The sequence below is a fragment of the Wenjunlia vitaminophila DSM 41686 genome, from assembly GCF_000380165.1.
In the GTDB taxonomy this organism is placed as follows: Bacteria; Actinomycetota; Actinomycetes; order Streptomycetales; family Streptomycetaceae; genus Wenjunlia; species Wenjunlia vitaminophila.
Map to the genome: position 1 here is coordinate 187,559 of NZ_KB904635.1, position 23,115 is coordinate 210,673.

Annotated in this window: 20 protein-coding genes, 1 pseudogene and 1 riboswitch; of the genes and pseudogenes, 6 read left to right on the forward strand and 15 right to left on the reverse strand. The window is 71.6% G+C overall.

Annotated elements, in window-relative coordinates; translation table 11 throughout:
* The first annotated feature begins 147 nt into the window (after positions 1–147).
* Positions 148–762 (forward strand): LysE/ArgO family amino acid transporter, encoded by a 615-nt coding sequence (locus A3IG_RS0102155; protein ID WP_018381904.1) that lies wholly within the window; start codon positions 148–150, stop codon positions 760–762.
* 89 nt (positions 763–851) lie between these two features.
* Here the strand turns inward: A3IG_RS0102155 and A3IG_RS0102160 are convergent, their stop codons facing one another.
* The 4 genes from A3IG_RS0102160 to A3IG_RS0102175 form a co-directional block, all read right to left on the reverse strand.
* Positions 852–1,604: a methyltransferase gene (locus tag A3IG_RS0102160; protein WP_040910715.1), complete on the reverse strand. Its 753-nt coding sequence runs from the start codon at positions 1,602–1,604 to the stop codon at positions 852–854.
* A gap of 326 nt (positions 1,605–1,930) precedes the next feature.
* Positions 1,931–3,175: an Nramp family divalent metal transporter gene (locus A3IG_RS0102165; protein WP_018381906.1), complete on the reverse strand. Its 1,245-nt coding sequence runs from the start codon at positions 3,173–3,175 to the stop codon at positions 1,931–1,933.
* A gap of 213 nt (positions 3,176–3,388) precedes the next feature.
* Positions 3,389–4,495 carry a ribonucleotide-diphosphate reductase subunit beta gene (locus A3IG_RS0102170; protein ID WP_018381907.1) on the reverse strand — a complete coding sequence of 369 codons (1,107 nt, stop codon included), beginning with the start codon at positions 4,493–4,495 and terminating at the stop codon, positions 3,389–3,391.
* A gap of 65 nt (positions 4,496–4,560) precedes the next feature.
* The gene (locus tag A3IG_RS0102175) at positions 4,561–7,080 is read right to left on the reverse strand and encodes a ribonucleoside-diphosphate reductase subunit alpha (RefSeq protein WP_018381908.1); all 2,520 of its coding nucleotides are present in this window, start codon (positions 7,078–7,080) and stop codon (positions 4,561–4,563) included.
* A 192-nt stretch (positions 7,081–7,272) separates the two neighbouring features.
* Positions 7,273–7,543, reverse strand: a riboswitch (cobalamin riboswitch).
* A 298-nt stretch (positions 7,544–7,841) separates the two neighbouring features.
* Here A3IG_RS0102175 and A3IG_RS0102180 point away from each other — a divergent pair.
* Positions 7,842–9,689 carry a glycoside hydrolase family 18 chitinase gene (locus tag A3IG_RS0102180; protein WP_018381909.1) on the forward strand — a complete coding sequence of 616 codons (1,848 nt, stop codon included), beginning with the start codon at positions 7,842–7,844 and terminating at the stop codon, positions 9,687–9,689.
* Between the two features lie 122 nt (positions 9,690–9,811).
* On the opposite strand, the gene A3IG_RS34050 is transcribed toward A3IG_RS0102180, so the two are convergent.
* From A3IG_RS34050 to A3IG_RS28270, 5 genes and pseudogenes are all read right to left on the reverse strand, one after another.
* Positions 9,812–11,539, reverse strand: a complete 1,728-nt coding sequence (locus A3IG_RS34050) for a hypothetical protein (protein ID WP_157862349.1) — start codon at positions 11,537–11,539, stop codon at positions 9,812–9,814.
* A 176-nt stretch (positions 11,540–11,715) separates the two neighbouring features.
* Positions 11,716–11,922 (reverse strand): DUF397 domain-containing protein, encoded by a 207-nt coding sequence (locus A3IG_RS0102190; protein WP_026219809.1) that lies wholly within the window; start codon positions 11,920–11,922, stop codon positions 11,716–11,718.
* A gap of 16 nt (positions 11,923–11,938) precedes the next feature.
* A pseudogene (locus A3IG_RS0102195) lies at positions 11,939–12,157 on the reverse strand (Scr1 family TA system antitoxin-like transcriptional regulator); the annotation flags it as partial.
* 188 nt (positions 12,158–12,345) lie between these two features.
* Complete coding sequence (locus A3IG_RS34895) at positions 12,346–12,471, reverse strand: DUF397 domain-containing protein (RefSeq protein ID WP_018381913.1); 126 nt, start codon at positions 12,469–12,471, stop codon at positions 12,346–12,348.
* An 84-nt stretch (positions 12,472–12,555) separates the two neighbouring features.
* The gene (locus A3IG_RS28270; RefSeq protein ID WP_157862348.1) at positions 12,556–12,996 is read right to left on the reverse strand and encodes a DUF5753 domain-containing protein; all 441 of its coding nucleotides are present in this window, start codon (positions 12,994–12,996) and stop codon (positions 12,556–12,558) included.
* Here A3IG_RS28270 and A3IG_RS31685 point away from each other — a divergent pair.
* Positions 12,995–13,195: a DUF7848 domain-containing protein gene (locus A3IG_RS31685; RefSeq protein ID WP_018381915.1), complete on the forward strand. Its 201-nt coding sequence runs from the start codon at positions 12,995–12,997 to the stop codon at positions 13,193–13,195. The genes A3IG_RS28270 and A3IG_RS31685 overlap by 2 nt on opposite strands.
* Before the next feature lie 222 nt (positions 13,196–13,417).
* On the opposite strand, the gene A3IG_RS0102210 is transcribed toward A3IG_RS31685, so the two are convergent.
* Positions 13,418–14,116: a hypothetical protein gene (locus A3IG_RS0102210; RefSeq protein ID WP_018381916.1), complete on the reverse strand. Its 699-nt coding sequence runs from the start codon at positions 14,114–14,116 to the stop codon at positions 13,418–13,420.
* Between the two features lie 5 nt (positions 14,117–14,121).
* The gene (locus A3IG_RS28275) at positions 14,122–14,643 is read right to left on the reverse strand and encodes a SigE family RNA polymerase sigma factor (RefSeq protein ID WP_078499936.1); all 522 of its coding nucleotides are present in this window, start codon (positions 14,641–14,643) and stop codon (positions 14,122–14,124) included.
* Positions 14,644–14,830: 187 nt separating this feature from the next.
* On the opposite strand from A3IG_RS28275, the gene A3IG_RS31690 reads away from it, so the two are divergent.
* Positions 14,831–15,457: an SMI1/KNR4 family protein gene (locus A3IG_RS31690; RefSeq protein ID WP_078499938.1), complete on the forward strand. Its 627-nt coding sequence runs from the start codon at positions 14,831–14,833 to the stop codon at positions 15,455–15,457.
* Positions 15,458–15,501: 44 nt separating this feature from the next.
* Here the strand turns inward: A3IG_RS31690 and A3IG_RS0102225 are convergent, their stop codons facing one another.
* The 4 genes from A3IG_RS0102225 to xylA all read right to left on the reverse strand — a co-directional run bounded on the left by A3IG_RS0102225 (position 15,502) and on the right by xylA (position 19,866).
* Positions 15,502–16,386: a phosphorothioated DNA-binding restriction endonuclease gene (locus A3IG_RS0102225; RefSeq protein ID WP_018381919.1), complete on the reverse strand. Its 885-nt coding sequence runs from the start codon at positions 16,384–16,386 to the stop codon at positions 15,502–15,504.
* Positions 16,387–16,431: 45 nt separating this feature from the next.
* On the reverse strand, positions 16,432–17,106 hold the full coding sequence (locus A3IG_RS0102230; RefSeq protein WP_018381920.1) for an ABC transporter ATP-binding protein: 675 nt from the start codon (positions 17,104–17,106) through the stop codon (positions 16,432–16,434).
* A 51-nt stretch (positions 17,107–17,157) separates the two neighbouring features.
* Positions 17,158–18,585 (reverse strand): ABC transporter permease, encoded by a 1,428-nt coding sequence (locus tag A3IG_RS0102235; RefSeq protein WP_018381921.1) that lies wholly within the window; start codon positions 18,583–18,585, stop codon positions 17,158–17,160.
* Positions 18,586–18,693: 108 nt separating this feature from the next.
* On the reverse strand, positions 18,694–19,866 hold the full coding sequence (gene xylA, locus A3IG_RS0102240) for a xylose isomerase (protein WP_018381922.1): 1,173 nt from the start codon (positions 19,864–19,866) through the stop codon (positions 18,694–18,696).
* A 110-nt stretch (positions 19,867–19,976) separates the two neighbouring features.
* Here xylA and xylB point away from each other — a divergent pair, with 110 nt between their 5' ends.
* Positions 19,977–21,449, forward strand: coding sequence for a xylulokinase (gene xylB, locus A3IG_RS0102245; RefSeq protein WP_018381923.1), 1,473 nt, complete (start codon positions 19,977–19,979; stop codon positions 21,447–21,449).
* Entirely contained in the window at positions 21,446–22,711 is a 1,266-nt protein-coding gene (locus A3IG_RS0102250; RefSeq protein WP_018381924.1) for an ROK family protein, read from the forward strand. Before xylB ends, A3IG_RS0102250 begins: the two co-directional genes overlap by 4 nt.
* The last annotated feature ends 404 nt before the right edge of the window (positions 22,712–23,115 follow it).

Here is a 23,115-nt window from a genome sequence, read left to right on the forward strand (position 1 = left end):
TCGCTTGCTCCGGGGCGGGTGCCTCACCAGGATCGCCGCCATGACGCCCTGCCACTTCCTCGTGTCGCCGCCCGCCGTGTCGTCCGATGCCGCGTGGCGACAGCAGCGGGGCGGTTCCCGGGAAGGACGGCCAGCCTCTCGACCCAGGTGACCGGCGCCCTGGTCGCGGGGCTGGCGGCGGGGTACGGCATCGCCGTGCCGGTGGGTGCGATAGCCCCGCTGCTGATCAGCCTCACGGCCCGCACGTCGTTCCGCGTCGGCGCCGCCGCGGCACTCGGGGTGGCCACCGCCGACGGGTTGTTCTGCCTGCTGGTGGTCGCCGGGGGCAGGGCGGTGAAGCAGTGGGTCGAACCGGTGGCGCGGCCGATGACCTTGCTGGGGGCGGTCGTCCTGCTGGGCTGGGCGGCCCACACCGCCTTCACCGCGGTACGGGCCCACCGCAGCCCGTCGGACGGCCATGGGACCACACCTGTCCGGCCCAGGCTGAGCTCTCCCGGCCGGGCCTATGCCGCCCTGCTGGGGCTGACCCTGCTCAACCCGGCCACCGTGGTGTACTTCGGCGCGCTGGTCCTGGGGGACCAGCCGTCCAACGGACCCGTCTTCGTCGGGGCCGCGTTCGCGGCCTCGGCGAGCTGGCAGTTGTTGCTCGCCGGGAGCGGCCGACTGGTGGGGCGGCTGTTGACCGGCCGTCGGGGGCGGTTGGGCACGGCCCTGGCCTCCAGTGTGCTGGTCACCGTGCTCGCGGCTCGGCTGCTGTGGTGAGGCAGGGACACGCCCCGGGGCACGGGGCACTGTGCACGGGGCACCGGAGCCTCCAGCGCGCTCGGGTGCGGGGGCTGTGTGGCCGCGGGTCAGCGCCCGGAGGGTTCGGCAACCAGGGTGAGGTAGGCGAGGCCGAAGACACCGCGGTACCCGGCGAGGTACTGGGTGCGGTGCTCGTCGGCCAACTCCCGGGCCGGCCCCGCCCCGGGGTCCTCCGGGTGTTCCCGTGCCCACCGCTCGAGGCCGCCGCACCAACGGGACTCGAAGGTGTCCCACTCCTCCTCGCTGGCCACGCTGAACTCCAACGGCCGGTACCCGCTCTCCGCGGCCAGCCCGACCAGCTCGGACAGCGAGCCGAAGTCGTCGGGTCCGGCCTCCAGTGCGGCCAGCGCCTCCGGGGTGGGGGGGTGTTGCCAGAACCCCTCGCCGAGGAGCACCCGCCCGCCCTCGGCCAGCAACGGGGACACGGCACGCAGGGCCTGCCGGGTGCCGCCGAAGGCGTGGCTGGCGCCGATGACGATGACCACGTCGGCCGGCCCGCCGGTCCAGGTCGCCGCCTCGGCCCGTTCCAGACGCAGCCGGTCCGACAGACCACGTGCCTCGGCGTTGACCCGGGCCCGGTCCAGCACGCGGGCGTCGCGGTCCACGCCGACCCCGCTGGCCGTCGGCTCAGCGGCGAGCAGCCGCAACAGCAACTCGGCCCAACCACAGCCGAGGTCCACCACCCGGGCACCGGCCAGCGGGCGCAGCGAGTCGAGCAGGGAATCGGCTCGGAAGTCGGAGAGCGGGGAGTTGAAATCCAGGTGGGAGTAGGCGTGGTGGCGGATCTCGAGATCGGTCATCAGCACACCCTCGCAGTGGCTCCTGACGGGGGGAATCGATTTTCCTTCTGCGGGAGCGCCAACCGGATCATCCGAACGAGTGACACCGTTGAGCTTGGCTCCGCCCTATTGACACTCCGTGCACTGTCCGGCCTCGAGCGTGACACGACATGCCACCCAGCGGAATTCCTCATGTCAGGAATTAGTATGGGCACAGCCCCCGACCGGCTGACCGCTTTTCCCCCGTAAGCGGAGGCCGGTCGGGGGCACCGCAATCCCCCGGCGGCCGGGCGCGGTCGCCGGCACCGGCGGGCGCGGCCGTCGGCTGGTCGGCCGGCCGGGCCCCCTCATCCCCGCCCCGTGGCGATCAACCACAGCAGCACGCCGTTCAGCGTCACCACGGTCCCGGTGGCCGCGAACGCCGCCACCGCGGTGGCGGCACCGTTCACGTCGGCCCCCATCACCGAGCGGCGCGAGGTCAGGACGGCCAGCGGGACCAGCGCGAACGGGATGCCGAAGGACAGCAGCACCTGGGACACCACCAGGCACCAGGTGGGGTCGGCGCCGCTCGCCAGGAGCAGCACCGCGGGCACCAGGGTGAGCAGGCGTCGCGGCAGCAGCGGAACGGGGCGCCGCAGCAGACCCTCCATGACCACCGCCCCGGCGTGGCAGCCGACGCTGGTGGAGACCAGACCCGAGCCGAGGACGGCCACGGCGAACAGCGCTCCGACGGCCGCGCCGAGGCTGGAGGTGACGGCGGCGTGTGCCCCGGCCAGCGTGTCGGTGTCCGGCAGGCCGCCCAGGTTCCCCGCGGCGACCAGCAGCATGGCGGCGTTGACCCCGCCCGCCATGAGCATGGACAGGCCCACGTCCCACCGGGTGGTGCGCAGCAGGAGGTGGCGCCGCGGGTGCTCGCGCAGGGGGCCGTGCCGGTCCCGGGCCAGGGCGGAGTGCAGGTGGACGGCGTGCGGCATCACGGTGGCGCCGAGGATGCCGGCCCCGAGCAGCACGCTGTCCGTGCCGTCGAAGGCGGGTGCCAACCCGGAGACGGCCGCGGCCGGCGGTGGCTCGAGGACCAGTCCGGCGGCGAACCCGACGGTGACCACCGCGAGGAAGGACAGCACCAGGTGCTCGAAGGCCCTTTGGCCGCGCCGGTCCCTGACCAGCAGCAGCGCGGTGGACACCAGTCCGGTCACCAGGCCGCCCCACACCAGGGGCAGGTCGAACAGCAGGTGCAGGGCGACGGCACCGCCGATGACCTCGGCGACGTCGGTGGCCATCACGACGGCCTCGGCCTGCGCCCAGTAGGCGAGCCGCGCGGGGCCGGGAAGCCGGCGGCCGAGGAGTTGCGGCAGGGACTCCCCGGTGACCAGGCCGAGCTTGGCCGCCAGGTACTGGACGAGGACGGCGACGAGGTTGGCCGCGACCACGACCCACAGCAGGAGGTAGCCGTGGTGTGCGCCCGCGCTGGTGTTGGTGGCGATGTTGCCGGGATCGACGTAGGCGACGGACGCGACGAAGGCCGGGCCCAGCGGGAGCAGCCGGCTGCCGGGCACGGAACGGGAGCGGGGAACGGGCTCCACCTGGGTCATGGCGGACTCCGGAGGCGGTGGGACGACGGGCGCGGGCGGGCCCCGGGCGCGCGGCCCACGCCGGGCGGCCCACGACCGGGCGGCGCGGGCGGGCGGCGCGGGCGGGCCGCGAACGGCCCCGGCTCGGCGTGCCGGGGCCGGCGGTCCGGTTCACCGCGGCGCGGCGGCGATACGTGACGGGTGCCCAGGGGTCGGGAGAGCAACTGGGGGTGGTCAGTCCCAGTCCAGCGTCCCGCCGTTCTGGTACTCGATGACCCGGGTCTCGAAGAAGTTCTTCTCCTTCTTCAGGTCCATGGCCTCGCTCATCCACGGGAACGGGTTCTCCGTGTGCGGGAAGACGGGGGCGAGTCCGAGTTGGCCGCAGCGGCGGTTGGTGACGAACCGCATGTACTGGTCGCACAGGTCGCTGTTGAGGCCGAGGATGCCGCGGGGCATCACGTCCCGGCCGTAGGCGATCTCCAGTTCACACCCCTCGGCGAGCATGGTGCGGGCCTCGGCCTGGAACCGGTCGGTCCACAGGTGGGGGTTCTCGATCTTGATCTGGTTGATGCAGTCGATTCCGAAGTTCAGGTGGATGGACTCGTCGCGCAGGATGTACTGGTACTGCTCGGCGATGCCCACCATTTTGTCCCGGCGCCCGAAGGACAGGATCTGGGCGAACCCGGTGTAGAACCACATGCCCTCGAAGACCACGTAGAAGGCGATGAGGTCGCGCAGGAACTGGCGGTCGTTGTCGGGCGTGCCGGTCGTGAACTCCGGGTCGGCGAGGTGCTCGGTGAACTGCAGGGCCCACGCCGCCTTGTCCGTGATGGACGGCACCTCGCGGTACATGTTGAACATCTCGCCCTCATCCAGTCCGAGGCTCTCGCAGATGTACTCGAAGGTGTGGGTGTGCACGGCCTCCTCGAACGCCTGGCGCAGCAGGTACTGGCGGCACTCGGGGTTGGTGAGGTGGCGGTAGACGGCGAGGACGAGGTTGTTGGCGACGAGGGACTCCGACGTGGCGAAGAAGCCCAGGTTGCGCTTGATCGCGTGCCGCTCGTCCGCGGTCAGCCCGTCCGGGGACTTCCACAGGGCGAGGTCGGCCTGCATGGACACCTCGGTGGGCATCCAGTGGTTGTTGCAGCCGGCGAGGTACTTCTCCCAGGCCCAGGTGTATTTCAGCGGCAGGAGCTGGTTGACGTCGGCACGGGCGTTGATCATCGCCTTGTCCTCGACGTTGACCCGGGCGGCCGAGCGGTCGATGGCGCCGAGGCCGGTGGGGTCCACCTGGGGGGCGGTGGCCTGACGGGGGGTGGCGACGTCGGGGTGAGTGGTCACGGTCGTTCCTCGGTGACGTTGGGGTTCGCTGTTCGTGGAGGGGTGGGAGGGGCCGGGCCGCCGGCCTACTGGCAGGCTTCGCAGTCCGGTTCGTCGACCGAGCAGGCCACGGGTGCGTTCCCGGTCGGGGGCGGCGGGACCGGAACGGCGTTGAGCTTGCCGTCGGTGGTGGCCAGGGTGCTCTTCTCCACATGGGTGGCGCTGAGGGCGCGCAGGTAGTAGGTGGTCTTCAGACCGGACCGCCAGGCGTCGCGGTAGAGCTGGTCCAGTGCCCGGCCGCTGGGTGCGACGAGGTACAGGTTCAGGGACTGCGCCTGGTCGATCCACTTCTGCCGGCGGGAGGCGGCCCGGACCAACCATCCGGGTTCGATCTCGAACGCCGTCGCGTAGAGCGCCCTGAGGTCGGCCGGCACCCTGGCGATGGGCCCGAGGCTGCCGTCGTGGTACTTCAGGTCACTGATCATCTCGTCGTCCCAGAGGCCGCGTTCCTTCAGGTCGCGCACCAGGTGGGGGTTGACGACGGTGAAGTCGCCGGACATGTTCGCCTTCACGAACAGGTTGCGGAACAGGGGCTCGATGGACTGGTTGACCCCCGTGATGTTGGCGATGGTCGCGGTGGGGGCGATGGCCATGATGTTGGAGTTGCGCACGCCGACGGTGCGCACCCGTTCGCGCAGCGCCTCCCAGTCCAGTGTCCTGCCGGTGTCCATGGTCAGGTCTCCGGAGCGGGCCCGGGCCAGCAGGGCGACGGAGTCGATGGGCAGGACGCCCCGGGACCACAGGGAGCCCTCGAAGGTGGCGTACCGGCCGCGCTCGGCGGCCAGGTCGGCGGAGGCGGAGATCGCGTAGTAGCTGATCTCCTCCATGCTGCGGTCGGCGAACTCCACGGCCTCGGGGGAGGACACCGGCAGGCGCAGGGTGAACAGGGCGTCCTGGTAGCCCATCAGCCCCAGTCCGACGGGCCGGTGGCGCTGGTTGGAGCGTCGGGCCTCGGGGATCGTGTAGTGGTTGACGTCAATGACGTTGTCGAGCATCCGCACGGCGGTGTCCACGGTGCGCCTGAGCCGGGCGGAGTCGATGCCGTCGGGGCCGACGTGCCGGGCGAGGTTGACCGAACCCAGGTTGCAGACGGCCACCTCGTCGGCGGAGGTGTTGAGGGTGATCTCGGTGCACAGGTTGGAGGAGTGCACCACCCCGGTGTGGCGCTGCGGGGAACGCAGGTTGCACGGGTCCTTGAAGGTGATCCACGGATGGCCGGTCTCGAAGAGCATGGTGAGCATGCGGCGCCACAGGTCGACGGCGCGCAGCCGCCGGTGCACCCGGACCTCCCCCCGGTCGGCCGCCGCCTCGTACTCCTCGTAGCGGGCGGCGAACTCGGGCCCGTACAGGTCGTGCAGGTCGGGGACCTCGTCCGGGGAGAACAGCGTCCACTGCGCGTCGGCCTCCACCCGCTGGAGGAAGAGGTCGGGCACCCAGTTGGCGGTGTTCATGTCGTGGGTGCGGCGCCGGTCGTCGCCGGTGTTCTTGCGCAGGTCGAGGAACTCCTCGATGTCGATGTGCCAGGTCTCCAGGTACGCGCACGCGGCGCCCTTGCGCTTGCCGCCCTGGTTGACCGCGATGGCCGTGTCGTTGGCGATCTTCAGGAAGGGGACGACGCCCTGGGACCGGCCGTTGGTGCCCTTGATGTGGGCGCCCATCCCGCGCACCGGGGTCCAGTCGTTGCCCAGGCCGCCGGCGTACTTCGACAGCAGGGCGTTGTTCCGCAGGGACAGGAAGATCTGTTCGAGGTCGTCCTGGACGGTGGTCAGGAAGCACGACGACAACTGGGGACGGCGGGTACCGGAGTTGAACAGCGTGGGGGTTGAGCACATGAAGTCGAACGACGACAGGAGTTCGTAGAACTCGATGGCACGCCGCTCCCGGTCGTCCTCGCGCAGGGCGAGGCCCATGGCGACCCGCATGAAGGCCGCCTGCGGCAACTCGATGCGCGTGCCCCCCAGGTGCGTCAGGTAGCGGTCGTGGAGCGTCTTCAGCCCGAGGAACTGGAAGTCCAGGTCGCGTTCCGGCCGCAGGGCCGCGCCGAGACGGGCCAGGTCGAACGACGCCAGCTCCTCGTCGAGGAGTTCGGCGGCGATCCCGCGCTCGACGAACGCGGCGAAGTACCGCGGGTACTCGGCGGCCATCGTCCGGTGGTCGGGTTGCCGTGCCTGGCCGGACAGCTCGGTCACGGCCTCGGCGCGCAGGCCGTCCAGCAGCAGCCTCGCTGCCACCCGGGAGTACTGCGGCTCGTGCTCCACCTGGGTGCGGGCCGCCATGACCAGGGCGAGCGCCAGTTCCTCGGCCGTGATCTGGTCGTAGAGGTTGCGCCGCACCTCGGCGAGCACCGGCTCGGGCGAGGCGTCCGGCAGGCCCGCACAGGCCTCGGTGACCACCCGCAGCAGGCGCTCCTCGTCCAGCGGCGCGGGGCCTGACGGGCCGCGCACGGTGATCGGGGCGGGGCCGGTGTTCGACGCGGGCCCCCGGGTGCCGCGGTCGGGCACCCCGGCTTCCTCGGCCTCCGCTACCGGTCCCATGGTGGATGTCATGCCTTCTCCTCGCGCTCGTACCCGTGGGGGTCCTGGGCGGTCCCGTGCGGCACGGGGCGTCCCTGACCTGACGTGTGGATCGTCCGGGGCGCCGGGAGGAGGCGGTGCGGCACCGGGTGGCTCGGCGAAGACGGCGCCGGCCACCGACCTGCCACGCGGCCTCCCCTCGGGACCTCGGAGCGCGCACGCCCACCGGCGCGCGCACCGGTGGCAGGTCTTCGGACTCGTGGGCACACGCCGGCAACACGCCGACGCACCTACTGACCGTGGCTTCCCAGACGCCGTTGTGCGCGTCCAGTGCCGTGACCGCCACCCGGGGAGCCTCGTTTCGTCGAGGCCGGAAGGGCACGGAACGGTGGTCGTTCCCACTCACCGCTGCGGGGCAGTCCCGGAGTTACACCGGGTTCCCTGTTGTCTCGCAAGGCACCTGAGTACCTCGCGAACCACCAGCACGACTAACACTACATGTTGAGCCACGATCATGAAACCATCCCAGATGTTGTGTCATGCCTCACGTTCTGCGGCGAGACCAGCGGCCACCCCGAGGGGCGGGGGCAACCCGGGAGGGCACCGGCGACAGACTCGGCCCGACCGGCCCGCGATCGGGTCCCGATGGCCACAACCCGACTTTGGTGTAGACCTCTTGACCGCTTGGTCCAGACCTTTCTACCCTCGGCTCAATGTGGTGGCCATGACATGCCACCGAACCCCCCACCGGGCGGCGCCGTGCCTCAAGCCCGTCCCCCATTCCAGGAGCACTCGTGAGTACTGGAACGACGAAACGCAGACACCGCAGGTTCAAGGTCCCCGGGATCGCGACGGCCCTCGCCGCGCTGCTGCTGCCACTGGCCATCGTGGCCGGGGCCTCCCCCGCCCAGGCGGCCGAGGCGACGGCGACCTACACCAAGGCGTCCGACTGGGGCACCGGGTTCGAGGGCAAGTGGACGGTGAAGAACACCGGAACCGCCACGATCACCAACTGGACCATCGAGTGGGACTTCCCCTCCGGAACCGCGGTGACCTCGGCCTGGGACGCCGACGTCACCCACGTGGACAACCACTGGACCGCCAAGAACAAGAGCTACAACGGCACCCTGTCCCCCGGCGCCAGCGTGTCCTTCGGCTTCAACGGCACGGGAAGCGGCTCGCCCAGCAACTGCACGGTCAACGGCGCCGCCTGTGACGGCGGCAGCCAGCCCGGGGACGCCCCGCCGTCCGCCCCCGGCACCCCCACCGCGAGCAACGTCGGTGACACCGGCCTGACCCTCAACTGGACCGCGGCCACCGACGACAAGGGCGTGCAGAACTACGACGTCTACCGCGGCTCCAGCAAGGTCGCCACGGTCACCGGCACCAGCTACGCCGACTCGGGGCTGACCGCCGGCACCACCTACAGCTACAGCGTCAAGGCGCGGGACACGGCCAACCAGGTCGGGCCGTCCAGCGGCACGCTCACCGTCACCACCTCCGGCGGCACCGGCGGGCCCGGCGGCGGCGAGGTCAAGCTCGGCTACTTCACCAACTGGGGCGTCTACCAGCGCAATTACCACGTCAAGAACCTGGTGACCAGCGGCACCGCCGGCAAGATCACGCACATCAACTACGCGTTCGGCAACGTCACCGGCGGCAGGTGCGCCATCGGCGACGCCTACGCCGACTACGACAAGTTCTACGGCGCCGACGCCAGCGTTGACGGCACCTCCGACAGTTGGGACGCCGGAGCGCTGCGCGGCAACTTCAACCAGCTCCGCAAGCTCAAGAAGATGTACCCCAACATCAAGGTGATCTGGTCCTTCGGCGGCTGGACCTGGTCCGGCGGCTTCGGCCAGGCCGCGGCCAACCCGACCGCCTTCGCCCAGTCCTGCTACGACCTCGTTGAGGACCCGCGCTGGGCCGACGTCTTCGACGGCATCGACATCGACTGGGAGTACCCCAACGCCTGCGGCCTGACCTGCGACACCAGCGGCCCCGACGCGTTCCGCAACCTCATGCAGGCCCTGCGCGCCAAGTTCGGCTCCAACAACCTCGTCACCGCGGCCATCACCGCCGACGCCACCGACGGCGGCAAGATCGACGCGGCCAACTACGCCGGCGCCGCCCAGTACCTCGACTTCTACAACGTCATGACGTACGACTTCTTCGGCGCCTGGGACGCGCAGGGCCCGACCGCCCCGCACTCCCCGCTCACCTCGTACAACGGCATCCCGCGGGAGAAGTTCACCTCCGCCGACGCCATCGCCAAGCTGAAGGCCAAGGGCATCCCGGCGGCCAAGCTGAACCTCGGCCTCGGCTTCTACGGCCGCGGCTGGACCGGCGTCACCCAGGCCGCCCCCGGCGGCACCGCCACCGGCCCCGCCCCCGGCACCTACGAGCAGGGCATCGAGGACTACAAGGTGCTCAAGACCCGCTGCCCGGCCAACGGGACCGTGGCCGGCACCGCCTACGCCTACTGCGGCGGCCAGTGGTGGAGCTACGACACCCCGCAGACCATCGCCGGAAAGATGACCTGGCTGAAGAACCAGGGTCTCGGCGGTGCGTTCGTCTGGGAGCTCAGCGGTGACACCAGCAACGGTGAACTGATGACCGCGATCGACAACGGTCTGAAGTAACCGCTGTCGGGGGACGAGCGCGTCCCCCGACCCCCGCGGGGCGTGCGCACCGGCCGCGCCCCGCGGGTGCCTCCCTGGGGGGCCGGTGCCGCCGGCAGCACACCGCCGGGCGGCACCGGCCCTCAGCGGGCGAGCAGCCCGCGGTACCGCTCGACGGACGGCCCCATCCCGTGGTCCGGGTCGGCCGAGTGCACCCCGTTGGCGTCCATCGGCCCGAAGCTGTGCGCCTGGTACAGCGTGCCGCAGGACGGCTCCCGGGCCTCCAGCCGACGCCAGCCCCGCCAGGCGTCGTCGTAGGCACGGAGGTGAGCGGCGATGGCGTCGTTGTCGTAGCGCCCGTCACGGTCACCCGCGAAACCGCGCAGCATCACCTCCCAGCCGTGGTGGACCACCGCGTACAGGTACTTCCCGTAGCGGGCGGAGACCCGCAGGTAGGCGCGGTCGGCGGGATTCCGCAACGGAATCCGGTCGGCGAGCTCGGTGATCTCCTGCCAGATCCGCGCCGCCTGCTCCTTCTCCGCCAGGGCGACGTCCACCAGGCCCCGGTCCAGGATCGCGTCGTAGTCGTTGACCAGGTCCCGGTCACAACCCCCGAGGAACTGGTCCCGGGTCCACGTCAGCGCCTCGACCGGGAACCGGGCGGAGTAGTGACCGCGCAGCGTCCCCGCGGCGGACAGCAGCGCCAGCCGGCGGAACGACCGCGTCCCCTCGCCGTCCAGGCCCGCCTCCCGGGCGTGGGCGGCGAACGCACCCTCCTCCCCCAGGGCCGTGTCCCGCGTCCAGCGGGCCACCACCGAGACGTTGAGGTCACACCACAGCTCGTTGGTGATGTAGGGGCCGCGCCAGCCGCCTCCGCGGGACCAGGTCCAGACGCCCGCGAAGAGCGGGTTGTCCACCAGGTCCGCCAGGCCCCGGGGCGCGGGTCCCTCCGGGTACTCCTCGAAGCCGTTGACCACCCCGTCGCCGATGTAGTCCGGGCAGGCCCCCTTGGCCTCGTACTCGCGCTGGCACTGCACCTCGACGATCTGCCGGTGCCGGCCGGTGCCCAGCGTCTCGTTGAACGGCACCGTCCGCCAGTAGTCGTCGGCGGTGTGCTTGATGGAGAACAGCAGCCTTTCGTGCGGCTCGATCCGGTCGGTGACCTCCCGGTAGAACGCCGGGTCGTAACGGAGCCGGTCCCCGCCCCCGCTGCCCAGCGACCAGGTGCGGTAGAAGAGCTCCTTCCCCGCCCGGACGCACACCTCCTCGCGCAACAGCTCGATCAGCAGTCGGTGGCTGGCCGCCGCGTCGGTGATCGGGTTGTTGCCGGTGTGGAACGGGGTGTTCTGGAGGTAGGTCTCACCCGTGCGGATCACCAACCCGTCCATGTCGGGGAAGCGGGCGAAGACCTCGCGCAGCATCAGCCGGTGGACGTGCTGGGTGAGCGGGCGGTGCAGGTTGATCCTGCCCTCCTGGTCGAGGATCTCCTCAGCGTGGAGCTCCACCAGTCGCCTGGGCAGCACGATGACGTCGGTGAAGAAGTACGCGGCGACGCCGGCGGCGTGGGCGCGGCGGATGTGCTCGTCCACGCGGCGGACGTTCTCCTCGACCCAGGCCCGGGCCTCGGACCCGGCCGGGAAGATCCGCTCGTCGAAGGTGTCGAAGGTGACGGCGGTCTGCGGCGGCCGGAACTCGTTGATGACCTGCCCGTCGTAGTCGAGGGCGGCGAGCGTCGCCGGGTCGTTGTAGCGGGAGACGGTCATCGGCTCGCCGGGGTTGGCGTGGACCATGTCCATCAGGAAGGGCAGTCGGCGCCCCTGGGAACCACGGGCTCGGCGGGGCGCGTGCGGTCTGTGTGGGGTGTCGGTCATACGACATCGAGTCCGATCACATATGAGACTGTCGTTCCGTCGTATGAACTCTTCCACACCCCGGGACCCCGGACCAGGGCAGGGCCGGGGCCGGGTCGCCCCCGAACACCCCGGCCCACCCGGGCGTGCGCCGGCGTGCGCCGGCCACCACGGGCGCCGGCCACCCGGACGGGGCCTCAGCCGGGGAGGAACTCCCCCCGCTTGACGGCCGAGACGAACGACGCCCAACCGCCCACGGAGAACACCAACACGGGGCCCTGGGGGTCCTTGCTGTCGCGCGTCGTCACCGCCTCATCGAGGAACGCGATCTCCACGCACTGGCCATTGCCACTGCTGTGGGAACTCTTCCTCCATATGGCGCCGCTGTTCTCTGCGTTGCGCATCTTCACCAACCGCCCTCTACCGCATCTCGTTGATCAGTGTGGTGATCAGATCCAGTGTGTCGTCAGGGCTCAGTGCCTGGGCACGCAGGTTGTCGAACATCGCGTCGTACCTGCGTACCTCGACCTCCGCCTCAAGGAAGAGGTCTCCGGCCATGCTGTCCAAGTAGACGATCTCAGGATCCACCGAATCAGCGAAACCCATCAGGACGAACGAGCCGGGCATACCTGCGTGCGCCCCGGCACTGAATTAGAATGGCTGACTCGTCGTCGCAAATCTTTCACGCGTCAACTCGAAGCTGAGGTACGCCGTACAGTCCTTGGATAGTTCGCTGCGATACGCCTCAGCCAACCCACCAGGAACACTTCCGGCCCACGCCGGCGTGCGCCCGGCGACCACGGGCGCCGGGCACCCGGACGGGGGCCTCAGCCGGGGAGGAACTCCCCCCGCTTGACGGCCGAGACGAACGACGCCCAACCGCCGACCGAGAAAACCAACGCGGGACCCTGGGGGTCCTTGCTGTCGCGCGGCGACGCTTGCCTCCAGTGCACCCATCTCCACGCAGTTACTACTGGCGCTGCAACTGGAAGCAAACCACGCGACGTTGAGGCGGGAAGAATTGCGAACAGCTATGGTCACCTTGTCCGTTCCTTCAGTTCGGCGATGAGGGCGCGCGACTTGCTGAACGACAGCGCTGCCGCGGTCAGCCGCTCGAACGCTTCGACGTAGCGCGCCACACTCTCGGGTTCCTCGACGTAGAGGCTGCTCTCCAAGTTCTCCAACAGGACCATATCGAAGCCCGGTTGTTCGAAATCAAAAACAGTGAACCCACCGGTCACTCCGGGGTGCAACTCGGCGTCCAGTGTGAGGACCTGCACGGTGATGTGTGAGTAGCTGGTGACGTCGAGCAGGCGCTGGAGTTGGTCCCGTATGACACCTTTCTCCGGGGCGCTGGCCAACATCGCGGCCTCGTGAACAATCACCCGCAACCGCGGCGGGTTGGGTCCTGTCAACACCGACTGCCGCGCCATCCGCACCTCGACCAGCGCATTCACATCCACAGTGGGTGCGGACATGCTGTTCGCCCTGATCACCCCTCGGGCATGGGCCGACGGCGACCCCCGGTCGGTCAGGGCGTGGGCGATCGGGCACACCCGCGCCAACCCCACCCACCGGCGGTACCTCCTGTCCACCCAGCGCCGCGGCCGGGTGGTGCCACCCGCCGCCCCGGGCCGCGACCTCCCCGGCGCCGCGGCGGACACGGAGGGGCACTGATCCCCGATCCCGTTCCGGCCGGCCCCTCCGGTATGGAGGGGCCGGCCGGGGCCCCGTTGCGCCTACGGAAACCGGGGGCCGGTGAACCGTTCCGGTCAACGGGGACCTTCCGCACGCGAGCCCCGACCGAGGCCTTCCCCGTTCCGCTACGGGCAGTCGGGGCTTCCTCACGCGGACTCGTCGCCCGAGCCAGGTGCCTCCGTCACCACCTCACGGCGGGAGTCACCGGATCTCGGGTCCCTTGTCCACCTCAGCGAGGGGAAGGCAGGTCGGTGCCTCGGTGCCGGTGCGGTGGGCGGTGACCCGCATCGTCGACTCTCCACCCTGAACGTCGCTCTGGGACCACGCGCCCACCAGCATGGTGTAGCCGTTGTCCACCCGGTTGGGCCACAGCCGGTTCACCACGCCGTCCCTGGACGCCTTGCCCTCGTTGAGGGACGGGTCGTTGCCCACCCAGGTCCACGCCTTCGCGGCGGCGGCGTTGCTGACCGCCTCACCGGGATCGGGGCAGCCCTCCTTCATCGGCACGGCGTTGACACCGGCCGCTTTGAGGTCGCTGATCAGCTTCTGGCTGTCAAACCTCTGCTTGAGGGTGATGCTGATGGGACCACCACTGTCGGGGGACGTCTTGACCTGGTACCCGACGGTCTCGAGGTCACCCAAAGTCATCGCCTTGTGGGAACCCGCGCCCTGGGGGTTGCCATCGTGCGCGGCCGAGGGCTGGCCCTGGGGGTCGCCCGCGGCGAGCACGCCCCCCATGGTGGCGGCGACCGCGAGCGCGGCGACCCCGGCCGTGGCACCGGCACGACGTCGCCGCGTCCGCCGGACCCGAACGTGGACGTCCTCGGGGCGCAACGGCTGGTCCGCGAACGCCGAGCGCTCCTCGAACACCTGCCGGAGTTCGTCTTCAATCATGGGCATGGTATCTAGCTCCTTGTCGCTGTCACACTGGGTTTGACCGGCGCGGTCCCCATCACCGAGGCGTCGCCGCGCAACCGGCTCAGCGCCTTGCTGGCCTGCTTCTTCACCGTGCCGACCGAGCACCCCATGACCCGGGCCGTCTCGGCCTCGGTGAGGTCCTCGAAGTACCGCAGGACCAGCACCGTGCGCTGCCCCCGGGGCAACCGCCGCAGCGCCTGCCACAGCACGTCCCGTTCGTCCACCGCGGTCATGGCGTCGCCGTGCCCGGCCCGGTCCGGGAACTCACCGGTGGGCAGTTCGCCCCGCCACAGGCGGCGCCACCACCTGCGGTGGGTGTTGACCATGACCGTGCGCACGTACGGGTCTGGGTCGTCCTCGATGCGGGACCACACCGACCAGGCCTTGGCCAGCGTCGTCTGCACCAGGTCTTCCGCCGACGCCAACTGCCCGGTCAGCAGGTAGGCGGTACGCATCAGCCACGGCGATCTCCGGGTGACATACGCGTCGAATCCCGATTGCTCTGACAATCCGGGGTCCTCCCGTAACTCTCACCGGTTCGTCGATCCGACCGACCCGGTCCGATCAACTGCTTCCAACCGGTCTCAGTCGTCAGCGGACGCGAAAGGTTGTCGCGGTGTCGGGGGTTTCCGGTTGGCCGCGCGCGCGTCCGGTACTTCCGGCCCGTGTGTCGTACTCCCCCACTACCGTGCGGCCATGGACGAGGTGAGCCGCTGCGCGGAACGTATGACCGGTTACTGGGAGACCATCGCGGGGTGGTTCGCCGTGCACGCCCCGCCCTGCCAGGAGCAGTTGGTCGCCTCGCGTGGCGCGGAGCCGTCAGCGGTGGACGCCCTCGAGGTCACGGTGGGCGAGACGCTCCCGGACGACGTGCGGGCCCACTTCCTGCGCCACGGAGGCACGGGCGGCGTGGCGTTCTTCGAGTACAGCGGGCTGTCCGTGGAGGGCGCTGCCCGCCGGTGGCGCGGGTTGGGGAACCTGCTCGCGCAGGGCGTGTTCGACGGGTTCGTTCCCCGCGAGCTCGCCGGGGACGAGCGGGTCCTTTCGGTCTGGTGGAGTCCCGGCTGGCTGCCGTTCGCCCAGGACGGCGGGGGGAACCTCTACTGCGTGGACCTGGACCCGCCCCGCGCGGGCGCCCGGGGCCAGGTCATCGCCTGGGAGGTCCACGGGGGCCCGACGCGGCCGCTGGCGCCGTCGTTCGAGGAGTACCTCCGGCACTACCGCGACGAGTTGAGCAGCGGGCGCTGGGTCTACGACGCGTACAGCGGCATCTTCGACCGGGTGGGCGCGGGGACCTCCCCCCAGGTCCTGTCTGATGAGTAGCGCCGTCCAGCGGGGCCGGGTCCGCGTCCCCGCGCGTCAGCGTGTCAGGCCGCCACCCGGGCGTCCCCGCGGAAGACCTCGGAGCGGTGCCAGTCGATGTGCTCCCCGGCCACCGGGGCGCTGCCCGGCTGGGGGCCGAGCACCCGGCGCCCCACCAGGTCCAGGACCTGGCGGCGGGCGGTGTCGTCATTGGCGACGAAGTGCTGGGAGACCAGGACGCGGTGGTCCCGGTCGATCCCCAGCGCTCCGAGGTCGAACAGCTTGTGGTGCAACGAGCACAGGCACAGCCCGTTGTCCACGGTGTCGGGTCCGTCCTCGGCCCACCACCGGACGTGGGCCGCCTCCAGGCCGACGGAGGTGCGGTCCATCATCCCGGCGTAGCCGCAGAAGGCGCACCGGTACTCGTAGGCGACGAGTATCCGCCGCCGCGCCCTGGGGTCCCGGCGCCGCAGTCGGGTGCTCACCGGGACCTCGGCGAGCTCCAGTTCCAGGCCGGCCGCGGCGCAGATCGTCGGATGCAGCGACGGGGGGAAGTTGGCGTCCAGCAGCACCCGCGCCATCCTGGCCAGCAACCCGGGGTCGCGGGTCAACGCCAGCCGCAGTTCCGGGACGAGCCGGCCGGCCGCCCCGCTGGACCGCAGGTCCCGTTTGGTGGCGCCGGGACTGCCCTGCCCGGTGGTCGTGCGGACCTCCCACACGCCGTCGCTGACCAGGTGGTGGAACGGGTACGCCGAGGAGGTGGGCCGGGGCGGGCCGAACTCGTCGAGCAGCCGGTCCAGGTCCCGTTCGACGTCGCTGTACCGCAGGGCGGCGTCGGCGTCACGCTGGAAGCACCCGAGTGCGTACAGCATCAACAGGGGCTTGTGTGGGGCCCGTTGTCCGGCCCTGGTCCACCGGCGGAGCTCCCCGGCCCGACGCTCCCAGTCCATGGCGCCCCATTGTGTCGGGTCCGGACGACAGTGTGGCGCCGTGGGTCAGTTCTCCGCCACCTTGACGTGGCCCTTCCTGATGGTGGCCACCCGGGAGGCGCGGCGGGCTATGGCGGTGTCATGGGTGACGACCACGTAGGTCAGCCCGTGCTCCCGCCACATCTTCTCCAGCAGCCCGACGATCTCGTCCCGCATGTTCTCGTCGAGGTTCCCCGTGGGCTCGTCGGCGAGCAGCACCTTGGGCTGTTTGACCAGGGCCCGGGCGATGGCGACCCGCTGCTGCTGGCCGCCGGAGAGTTCGCTCGGCAGGTGGGCACGGCGTTCGGCCAGGCCCACCGACTCCAGGGCCTCCGCGGCGCGGCGGCGGCGTTCGGCCGCCCTGGTGCCGAGCGGGACCAGGGCGGCCTCGACGTTCTCCTGGGCGTTGAGGGTGGGTATCAGGTTGAAGTTCTGGAACACGAAGCCGACGGTGGCGGCCCGCACCCTGGTCAGCTTGGCCTCGCTGAGCCTCGCGAGGTCGGTGCCGTCGAGTTCCACCGTGCCGGAGGTGGGCCGGTCCAGGCCTCCGAGCATCTGCAGGAGGGTGGACTTGCCGCCTCCCGTTGGCCCTTTGATGACCAGTTGGTCACCGTCCTCGATGGTCAGGTCCACTCCGGCGAGGGCGTCGATGGTGGCCCGGCCGCGCCGGTAGCGCTTGACCACACCGCTGAGTCTGTACATGCGTCACTCCTGGCGCCTTGGGGGGAACGAACGAAGGGTGTGGGGGCGGGGTCACTCGACCCGGCGCAACGCGTCCGCGGGGCGCAGCCGCGCCGCGCGCCAGCCGCCGAACGCCCCGGCGACGAGCCCGCCGGCGACGGCCAGCGCCACGGCCAGGGCGATGGTCGTCGCGGTGAGCGGTGCGCCAAGCGCCACCTCGACGCTCTTGCTCGCGGCTTCCCTCGGGGGGCTGATGAGCATGCCGCCCCCGCCCGCGGGTTGGTTGCTGCCCATGCTCGCGGTGAGGGTCGGGGCCGCGGCGGTGACGGCCAGGGCCCCGGCGATGCCCAGGGCGATGCCGAGCAGGCCACCGAGAACCCCGTGGGCGAACGCCTCCCCGGCGATCTGGCGGATGACCCGTCCGCTGCGCCAGCCGATGGCCTTGAGGGTGCCGAACTCCCGCACCCGGCGGTTGACCGCGGAACTGGTGAGCAGGCCGGCCACGAGGAAGGCCGCGGCGAGCACGGTCACCGAGAGCCACCTGCCGATGCTGGTGGCCAGGTCGGAGACGGTGGACAGGGAACCGGAGACCTGGTCGGCGAGGTCGGAGGAGCTGGTGACGGTGGTTCCGGCGAGTTCCTTCTCGATGGCGGCCTTGACCGTGTCCACCTGGTCGGCGTCGGTGGCCTTGACGTAGACGGCGCTGACCTTGTCCTTCATGTCCACGGCGGACAGGTCCTGGGCGCGCTCCAGGGGGACGTAGACGTTGGCCGCCGCCTCGCCGGTGTCGGCGGTGGCGATGCCGATGACCTCGAACTTGGTACCACTGATGGTGAAGGTGTCGCCGACCTCGATCTTCTCCTGGCGGGCGTACCCGCTGTCCACCACGGCGACCTTGGCGTCGGCCTGCGCGGAGGTGAAGCCCTTCCCCTTGGTGATCTCCGAGGAGCTCATCGGGCCGACGGTCACGTCGCTGGTGTCCACCCCGAACAGGGAGTAGCCGTCCACCTCGACCTCGGAGGTCCCGGAGCCGGGCCTGCCCTGGATCATGGGGCCGCCGGGGCCCTGCTGGGACGGCCCCTCCCCGGGATCGAGCGCGAACTTGCCGTTGAGCTTGTCCACGTGCAGGTCGAGTCCGCCGACGGCGGCGGCCACCCCGTCCCTGCCGGCGACCGTCCGCACCGCGGACTCGTCCATGGACCCGAGGCCACCCGTGGGCCTGACGAACTCTTTGCTCTGGGTCTTCTCGCCCTCGCCCTTCTGCTCGAACCGGAACGCCGGTGGCTCGGGCCGGTCGTTCTCCTGGCCCTCCTTCTTCACGGCGAGGTCGGTGCCCACCCCGTACAGGGACTTCAGGACCTCGTCCTGGGCGTCCCGCATGCCGGTGGCAACCGAGGACACGGTGATGACCAGGGCGATCCCGACGGCGAGCCCGGAGGCGACCAGCAACGCGGCCCGTCTGCGCCGGCGCAGCTCGCGCCGGAGGTAGATGAGGAACATGCGCCGGAACCTAGGCAACCGATCTGGGAGGCCACTGAGCTCCGGATGAGAGGCGGATGAGAACGCCCGGTCGGCCGGGTCCACGACACCGACCGGGCGGTGGGGGTCTCAGCCGCGGGCGCCCAGCAGGTGGTCCATGGCGAGCTGGTCGAGGCGCTCGAACGCCATGCCGCGGCGCGCCGCCGCGGTCACGTCGAAGTCCTCGAAGGAGGACCGGTCGGCCAGCAGGTCGTCCAGGGTCTCGCCAGGGGCCAGGGTCGGGGTCGCGAGCTGGTCGAGGCGGGCGGCCCGCAGTGCCTCCCGCACCTCGGGGTCGGCGCGGAAGGCCGCCGCCCGCTCCTTGAGGATCAGGTAGTTGCGCATGCAGCCGGCGGCCGACGCCCACACCCCGTCCGTGTCCTCGGTGCGCGGCGGCTTGAAGTCGAAGTGCCGCGGCCCGGCCCAGTTCGCCGATTCCAGCAGGTCAACGAGCCAGAACGCCTGCCGCACGTCACCGGCGCCGAACCGCAGGTCCTGGTCGTACTTGATCCCGGACTGGCCGTTGAGGTCGATGTGGAACAGCTTGCCCGACCACAGCGCCTGGGCGACGCCGTGCGGGAAGTTCAGACCGGCCATCTGCTCGTGACCGACCTCCGGGTTGACGCCGACGAGTTCGGGGTGTTCCAGCCGGTCGATGAAGGCCAGGGCGTGGCCCACGGTCGGCAGCAGGATGTCGCCGCGCGGCTCGTTGGGCTTGGGTTCCACGGCGAACCGCAGGTCGTAGCCCTGGTCGAGGACGTACTGCCCGAGCAGGTCGAAGGCCTCCTTGAGCCGGTCGAGGGCGGCCCGCACGTCCTTGGCCGCGCCGGACTCCGCGCCCTCCCGACCGCCCCAGGCGACGAAGGTCCTGGCGCCCAGGTCCACGGCGAGGTCGATGTTCCGCAGGGTCTTGCGCAGGGCGTAGCGGCGCACGTCACGGTCGTTGGCGGTGAACGCGCCGTCCTTGAACACCGGGTGGGTGAACAGGTTGGTGGTGACCATGGGCACCTTCATCCCGGTGGCGTCGAGTGCCTGCCGGAACCGCTTGACGTGCGTGGCCCGCTCGGCGTCCGAGGAGCCGAACGGGACCAGGTCGTCGTCGTGGAACGTCACCCCGTAGGCGCCGAGTTCGGCGAGACGGCGGACCGTCTCGGTCGGGTCGAGCGGAGCGCGGGTGGCGTCGCCGAACGGGTCGCGGCCCTGCCAGCCGACCGTCCACAGGCCGAAGGTGAAGTGATCGTCCGGGGTCGGCTGGAAGTTCATGTGGCCACTCCTATTCGTCAGGGCGCCGAACAAATTAGTATGCGGGCGCACACCGGACAAGGGGCCACGCGAACACGCGGACGCCGGACGCCAGACCCGAGGAGCACCGCATGGGCACACGACCACTCGTCATCGGCGTGGACAGCTCGACGCAGTCGGCCACCGCGCTGGTCGTCGCCGCGGACACCGGCGAGGTACTGGCCCGGGGGCAGGCCCCGCACCGGGTGAGCACCGGCAAGGCCCGGGAGAGCGACCCCGACCAGTGGTGGGACGCGATGTGCCAGGCGCTGCGGGAGACCGGGCTCGCCCACCGCGCCGCGGCGGTGTCCGTGGCCGGTCAGCAGCACGGCCTGGTCACCCTGGACCGCCAGCGGCGACCGGTGCGGCCCGCGCTGCTGTGGAACGACGTGCGCTCTGCCGTCGAAGCCGCCGCCCTGGTCACCGCGCTGGGCGGCCCCGCGGCCAGCGCGGAACGGGTGGGCAGCGTCCTCACGGCCAGTTTCACCGCCCCCAAGTGGGCGTGGCTGCGCAGGCACGAGCCGGCCGCGGCCGACGCCACCGCGGCCGTCCGGCTGCCCCACGACTACCTGACCGGGCGACTCACCGGGGAGCCGGACGGTGGCACCACCGACCGCGGCGACGTCTCGGGCACCGGCTGGTGGTCCACGGCCCGGGAGGAGTACGACACCGGGGTGCTGGACACCCTCCAGATGGACTCGTCGCTGCTCCCCAGGGTGCTGGCCCCGGGCGAGGCCGCGGGCACGGTCCGGGCCGCCGACGGCCTGCCGCTGGCCGCCGGGACGCTGGTGGCCAGCGGCACCGGCGACAACATGGCCGCCGCACTGGGTCTCGGGTTGCTGCCCGGCCAGCCGGCGCTGAGCCTGGGCACCTCGGGGACGGTCTACACCGTCTCCGCCCGGCGCCCCGCCGACCCCACCGGTGTCGTCGCCGGGTTCGCCGCCGCACACGGTGGCTGGCTCCCGTTGGCCTGCACCCTGAACTGCACCCTCGCGGTGGACCGGGTCGCCGCCCTGCTCGGGAGGGACCGTGAGGCGGTGGAACCCGGCGGCGACGTCGTGCTGCTGCCGTTCCTCGACGGCGAACGCACCCCCAACCTGCCCGGCGCTTCCGGTGTGCTGACCGGGCTCCGTCAGGACACCACCCCGGGGCAGATCCTCCAGGCCGCCTACGACGGGGCGGCGTTCGCCCTGCTCACCGCGCTCGACGAGGTGCTCGCCGCGGGCGGCGGCGCGGCGTCCGACGCACCGGTGCTGCTGATCGGCGGGGGCGCCCGCGGCGTCGCCTGGCGGGAGACGGTGCGCCGGCTCTCCGGCCGCCCGGTCCGGGTCCCGGTCACCGGGGACCTGGTCGCGCTGGGCGCCGCGGCGCAGGCCGCCGCGCTGCTCACCGGGGAGGACCCGGCGGCCGTGGCCCGCCGCTGGGGCACCGACCGCGGCCCGGACCACGCCCCGGTGCCACGGGACCAGCGGACCCTGGAACGGCTCACCGACACCCTGCGGGCGGCCGGTCCCCTGCTCACCGGCGCCCGGCCGGCCCCCTCCAACGGTTGCGAGGAGTCTTGACCGGGCCCGCGAACCAGGCGGCGGTCCGCCGCCGCAACCTGTCCCTGGTCCTGCGCACCGTGGCCGCCCGCGGGCAGATCTCCCGAGCCGCGGTGGCCACCGAGGTCAAGTTGACCAAGGCGACCGTCTCCACCCTGGTGGAAGAGCTCCTCACCGCCGGGCTGCTCGTCGAACTCGGTGTCACCAGGCCCGGTACGGTGGGCCGCCCGGGGCTGGCACTCGGCCTCAACGACCACGGGCTGGCCGGGCTCGGGGCCGAGGTCGGCGTGGACCACCTCGCGGCGTGCGCCGTGGACCTGCGCGGGCAGACCAGGGCCAGGGTCGAGATCGACTCCCGCAACCGCGGGCGCGCCCCGGAACAGGTAATGACCGACCTGGCGGCCCTGGTACGCGCCACCGAGGCCGAGGTCCGGGCGGCCGGACTGACCCCCGCAGGACTCACCGTCGCCGTGCCGGGGCTGGTCGCCCCCGACCACGGCACCGTGGAGCGCGTCCCCAACCTCGGCTGGTTCTGCGTCTCCGCCGCCGACCTGCTGCGGCGGGCGCTCCTCACGCCGGGAACACCGGCAGCAGAGGGGGCCGCCCCCACCGAGGGGACCCCGCCCGGCTCAGCCGCGGAACTCCCCATCCGGATGGAGAACGAGGCCAACCTGGGGGCGCTCGCCGAGCTGTGGCTCGGTGGTCACCCGAGCCTCGGCGACTTCGTGCACGTCTCCGCGGAGATCGGCGTCGGCTCGGCCCTGGTGATCGGCGGGCAGCTCTTCCGGGGCGCCCGCGGCTTCGCCGGCGAACTGGGGCACGTTCCAGTGCACCCCGAAGGACCCCCCTGCTCCTGCGGGGCACGCGGCTGCCTCGAGCGGTACGCCGGCGAAGAGGCGGTGCTCCGTGCCGCCGGCATCGACCCGGCCCGGGCGGCCATCGACCACCCAGGCCCCGCCGGCCGGATGCGCCTCCTCGCCAAACTCGCCGAGGACGGGGACCCCCGCGTTCAACGGGCACTGAACGGGGCCGGCTCCGCCCTGGGGATAGCCCTGTCCGGGGCGGTCAACCTGCTCGACCCGCAGAGCGTCGTCCTCGGCGGGGCACTGGCGGACCTGGCGCCATGGCTGCTGCCGGCCCTTGACCGGGAACTCCACCTCCGGGTCACCGACCGGCAGTGGCGCCCGGAGTGCCTCGCCGTGTCCTCCCTCGGCCGCAACGGCCCCCTCCTCGGCGCCGCCCACAGCGTCATCCACGCCGTCCTCGACGACCCCCCGGTGTAAGGCACAGTGTCGCCCGCCCCGGCCCCGGCCCCGGCCCCGGCCCCGGCCCCGGCGAACCATGAGCCAGCCCCAGCGTCGTGCACCCCCGCCCCGGCGAACCGTGAGCGAGCCGCAGCGTCGTGCACCTTCACCCAGACGACGCGGGGACGTGAGCGAGCCAAAGGCCGCTGCCCCTGCCAAGAGACGAAGCCAGCGACCGAGGAACGAGGGAGCNGGCTGAGGAACGCCGGCAGGGGCACCCCAAAGCGGCCGGCGGCGAGCGAACCCCAACAAGGGGCCGCAGTGTCGTGCACCTTCACCCCGACGACGCGCAGACGTGAGCGAGCCAAAGGCCGCTGCCCCTGCCGAAGAGACGAGGAGAAGGTCGCGAGGAACGAGCGACCGCACGACGAGGAACGCCGGCA

What these genes read in the sequence shown, in the direction of transcription:
- A3IG_RS0102160 (WP_040910715.1), bottom strand. Translation starts at nt 1,604, where the DNA reads ATGACCGATCTCGAGATCCGCCACCACGCCTACTCCCACCTGGATTTC.
- A3IG_RS0102165 (WP_018381906.1), bottom strand. Translation starts at nt 3,175, where the DNA reads ATGACCCAGGTGGAGCCCGTTCCCCGCTCCCGTTCCGTGCCCGGCAGC.
- A3IG_RS0102175 (WP_018381908.1), bottom strand. Translation starts at nt 7,080, where the DNA reads ATGACATCCACCATGGGACCGGTAGCGGAGGCCGAGGAAGCCGGGGTG.
- A3IG_RS34050 (WP_157862349.1), bottom strand. Translation starts at nt 11,539, where the DNA reads ATGACCGACACCCCACACAGACCGCACGCGCCCCGCCGAGCCCGTGGT.
- A3IG_RS0102190 (WP_026219809.1), bottom strand. Translation starts at nt 11,922, where the DNA reads ATGCGCAACGCAGAGAACAGCGGCGCCATATGGAGGAAGAGTTCCCAC.
- A3IG_RS31685 (WP_018381915.1), top strand. Translation starts at nt 12,995, where the DNA reads ATGCTGTTCGCCCTGATCACCCCTCGGGCATGGGCCGACGGCGACCCC.
- A3IG_RS28270 (WP_157862348.1), bottom strand. Translation starts at nt 12,996, where the DNA reads ATGTCCGCACCCACTGTGGATGTGAATGCGCTGGTCGAGGTGCGGATG.
- A3IG_RS0102210 (WP_018381916.1), bottom strand. Translation starts at nt 14,116, where the DNA reads ATGCCCATGATTGAAGACGAACTCCGGCAGGTGTTCGAGGAGCGCTCG.
- A3IG_RS31690 (WP_078499938.1), top strand. Translation starts at nt 14,831, where the DNA reads ATGGACGAGGTGAGCCGCTGCGCGGAACGTATGACCGGTTACTGGGAG.
- A3IG_RS0102225 (WP_018381919.1), bottom strand. Translation starts at nt 16,386, where the DNA reads ATGGACTGGGAGCGTCGGGCCGGGGAGCTCCGCCGGTGGACCAGGGCC.
- A3IG_RS0102230 (WP_018381920.1), bottom strand. Translation starts at nt 17,106, where the DNA reads ATGTACAGACTCAGCGGTGTGGTCAAGCGCTACCGGCGCGGCCGGGCC.
- A3IG_RS0102235 (WP_018381921.1), bottom strand. Translation starts at nt 18,585, where the DNA reads ATGTTCCTCATCTACCTCCGGCGCGAGCTGCGCCGGCGCAGACGGGCC.
- xylA (WP_018381922.1), bottom strand. Translation starts at nt 19,866, where the DNA reads ATGAACTTCCAGCCGACCCCGGACGATCACTTCACCTTCGGCCTGTGG.
- xylB (WP_018381923.1), top strand. Translation starts at nt 19,977, where the DNA reads ATGGGCACACGACCACTCGTCATCGGCGTGGACAGCTCGACGCAGTCG.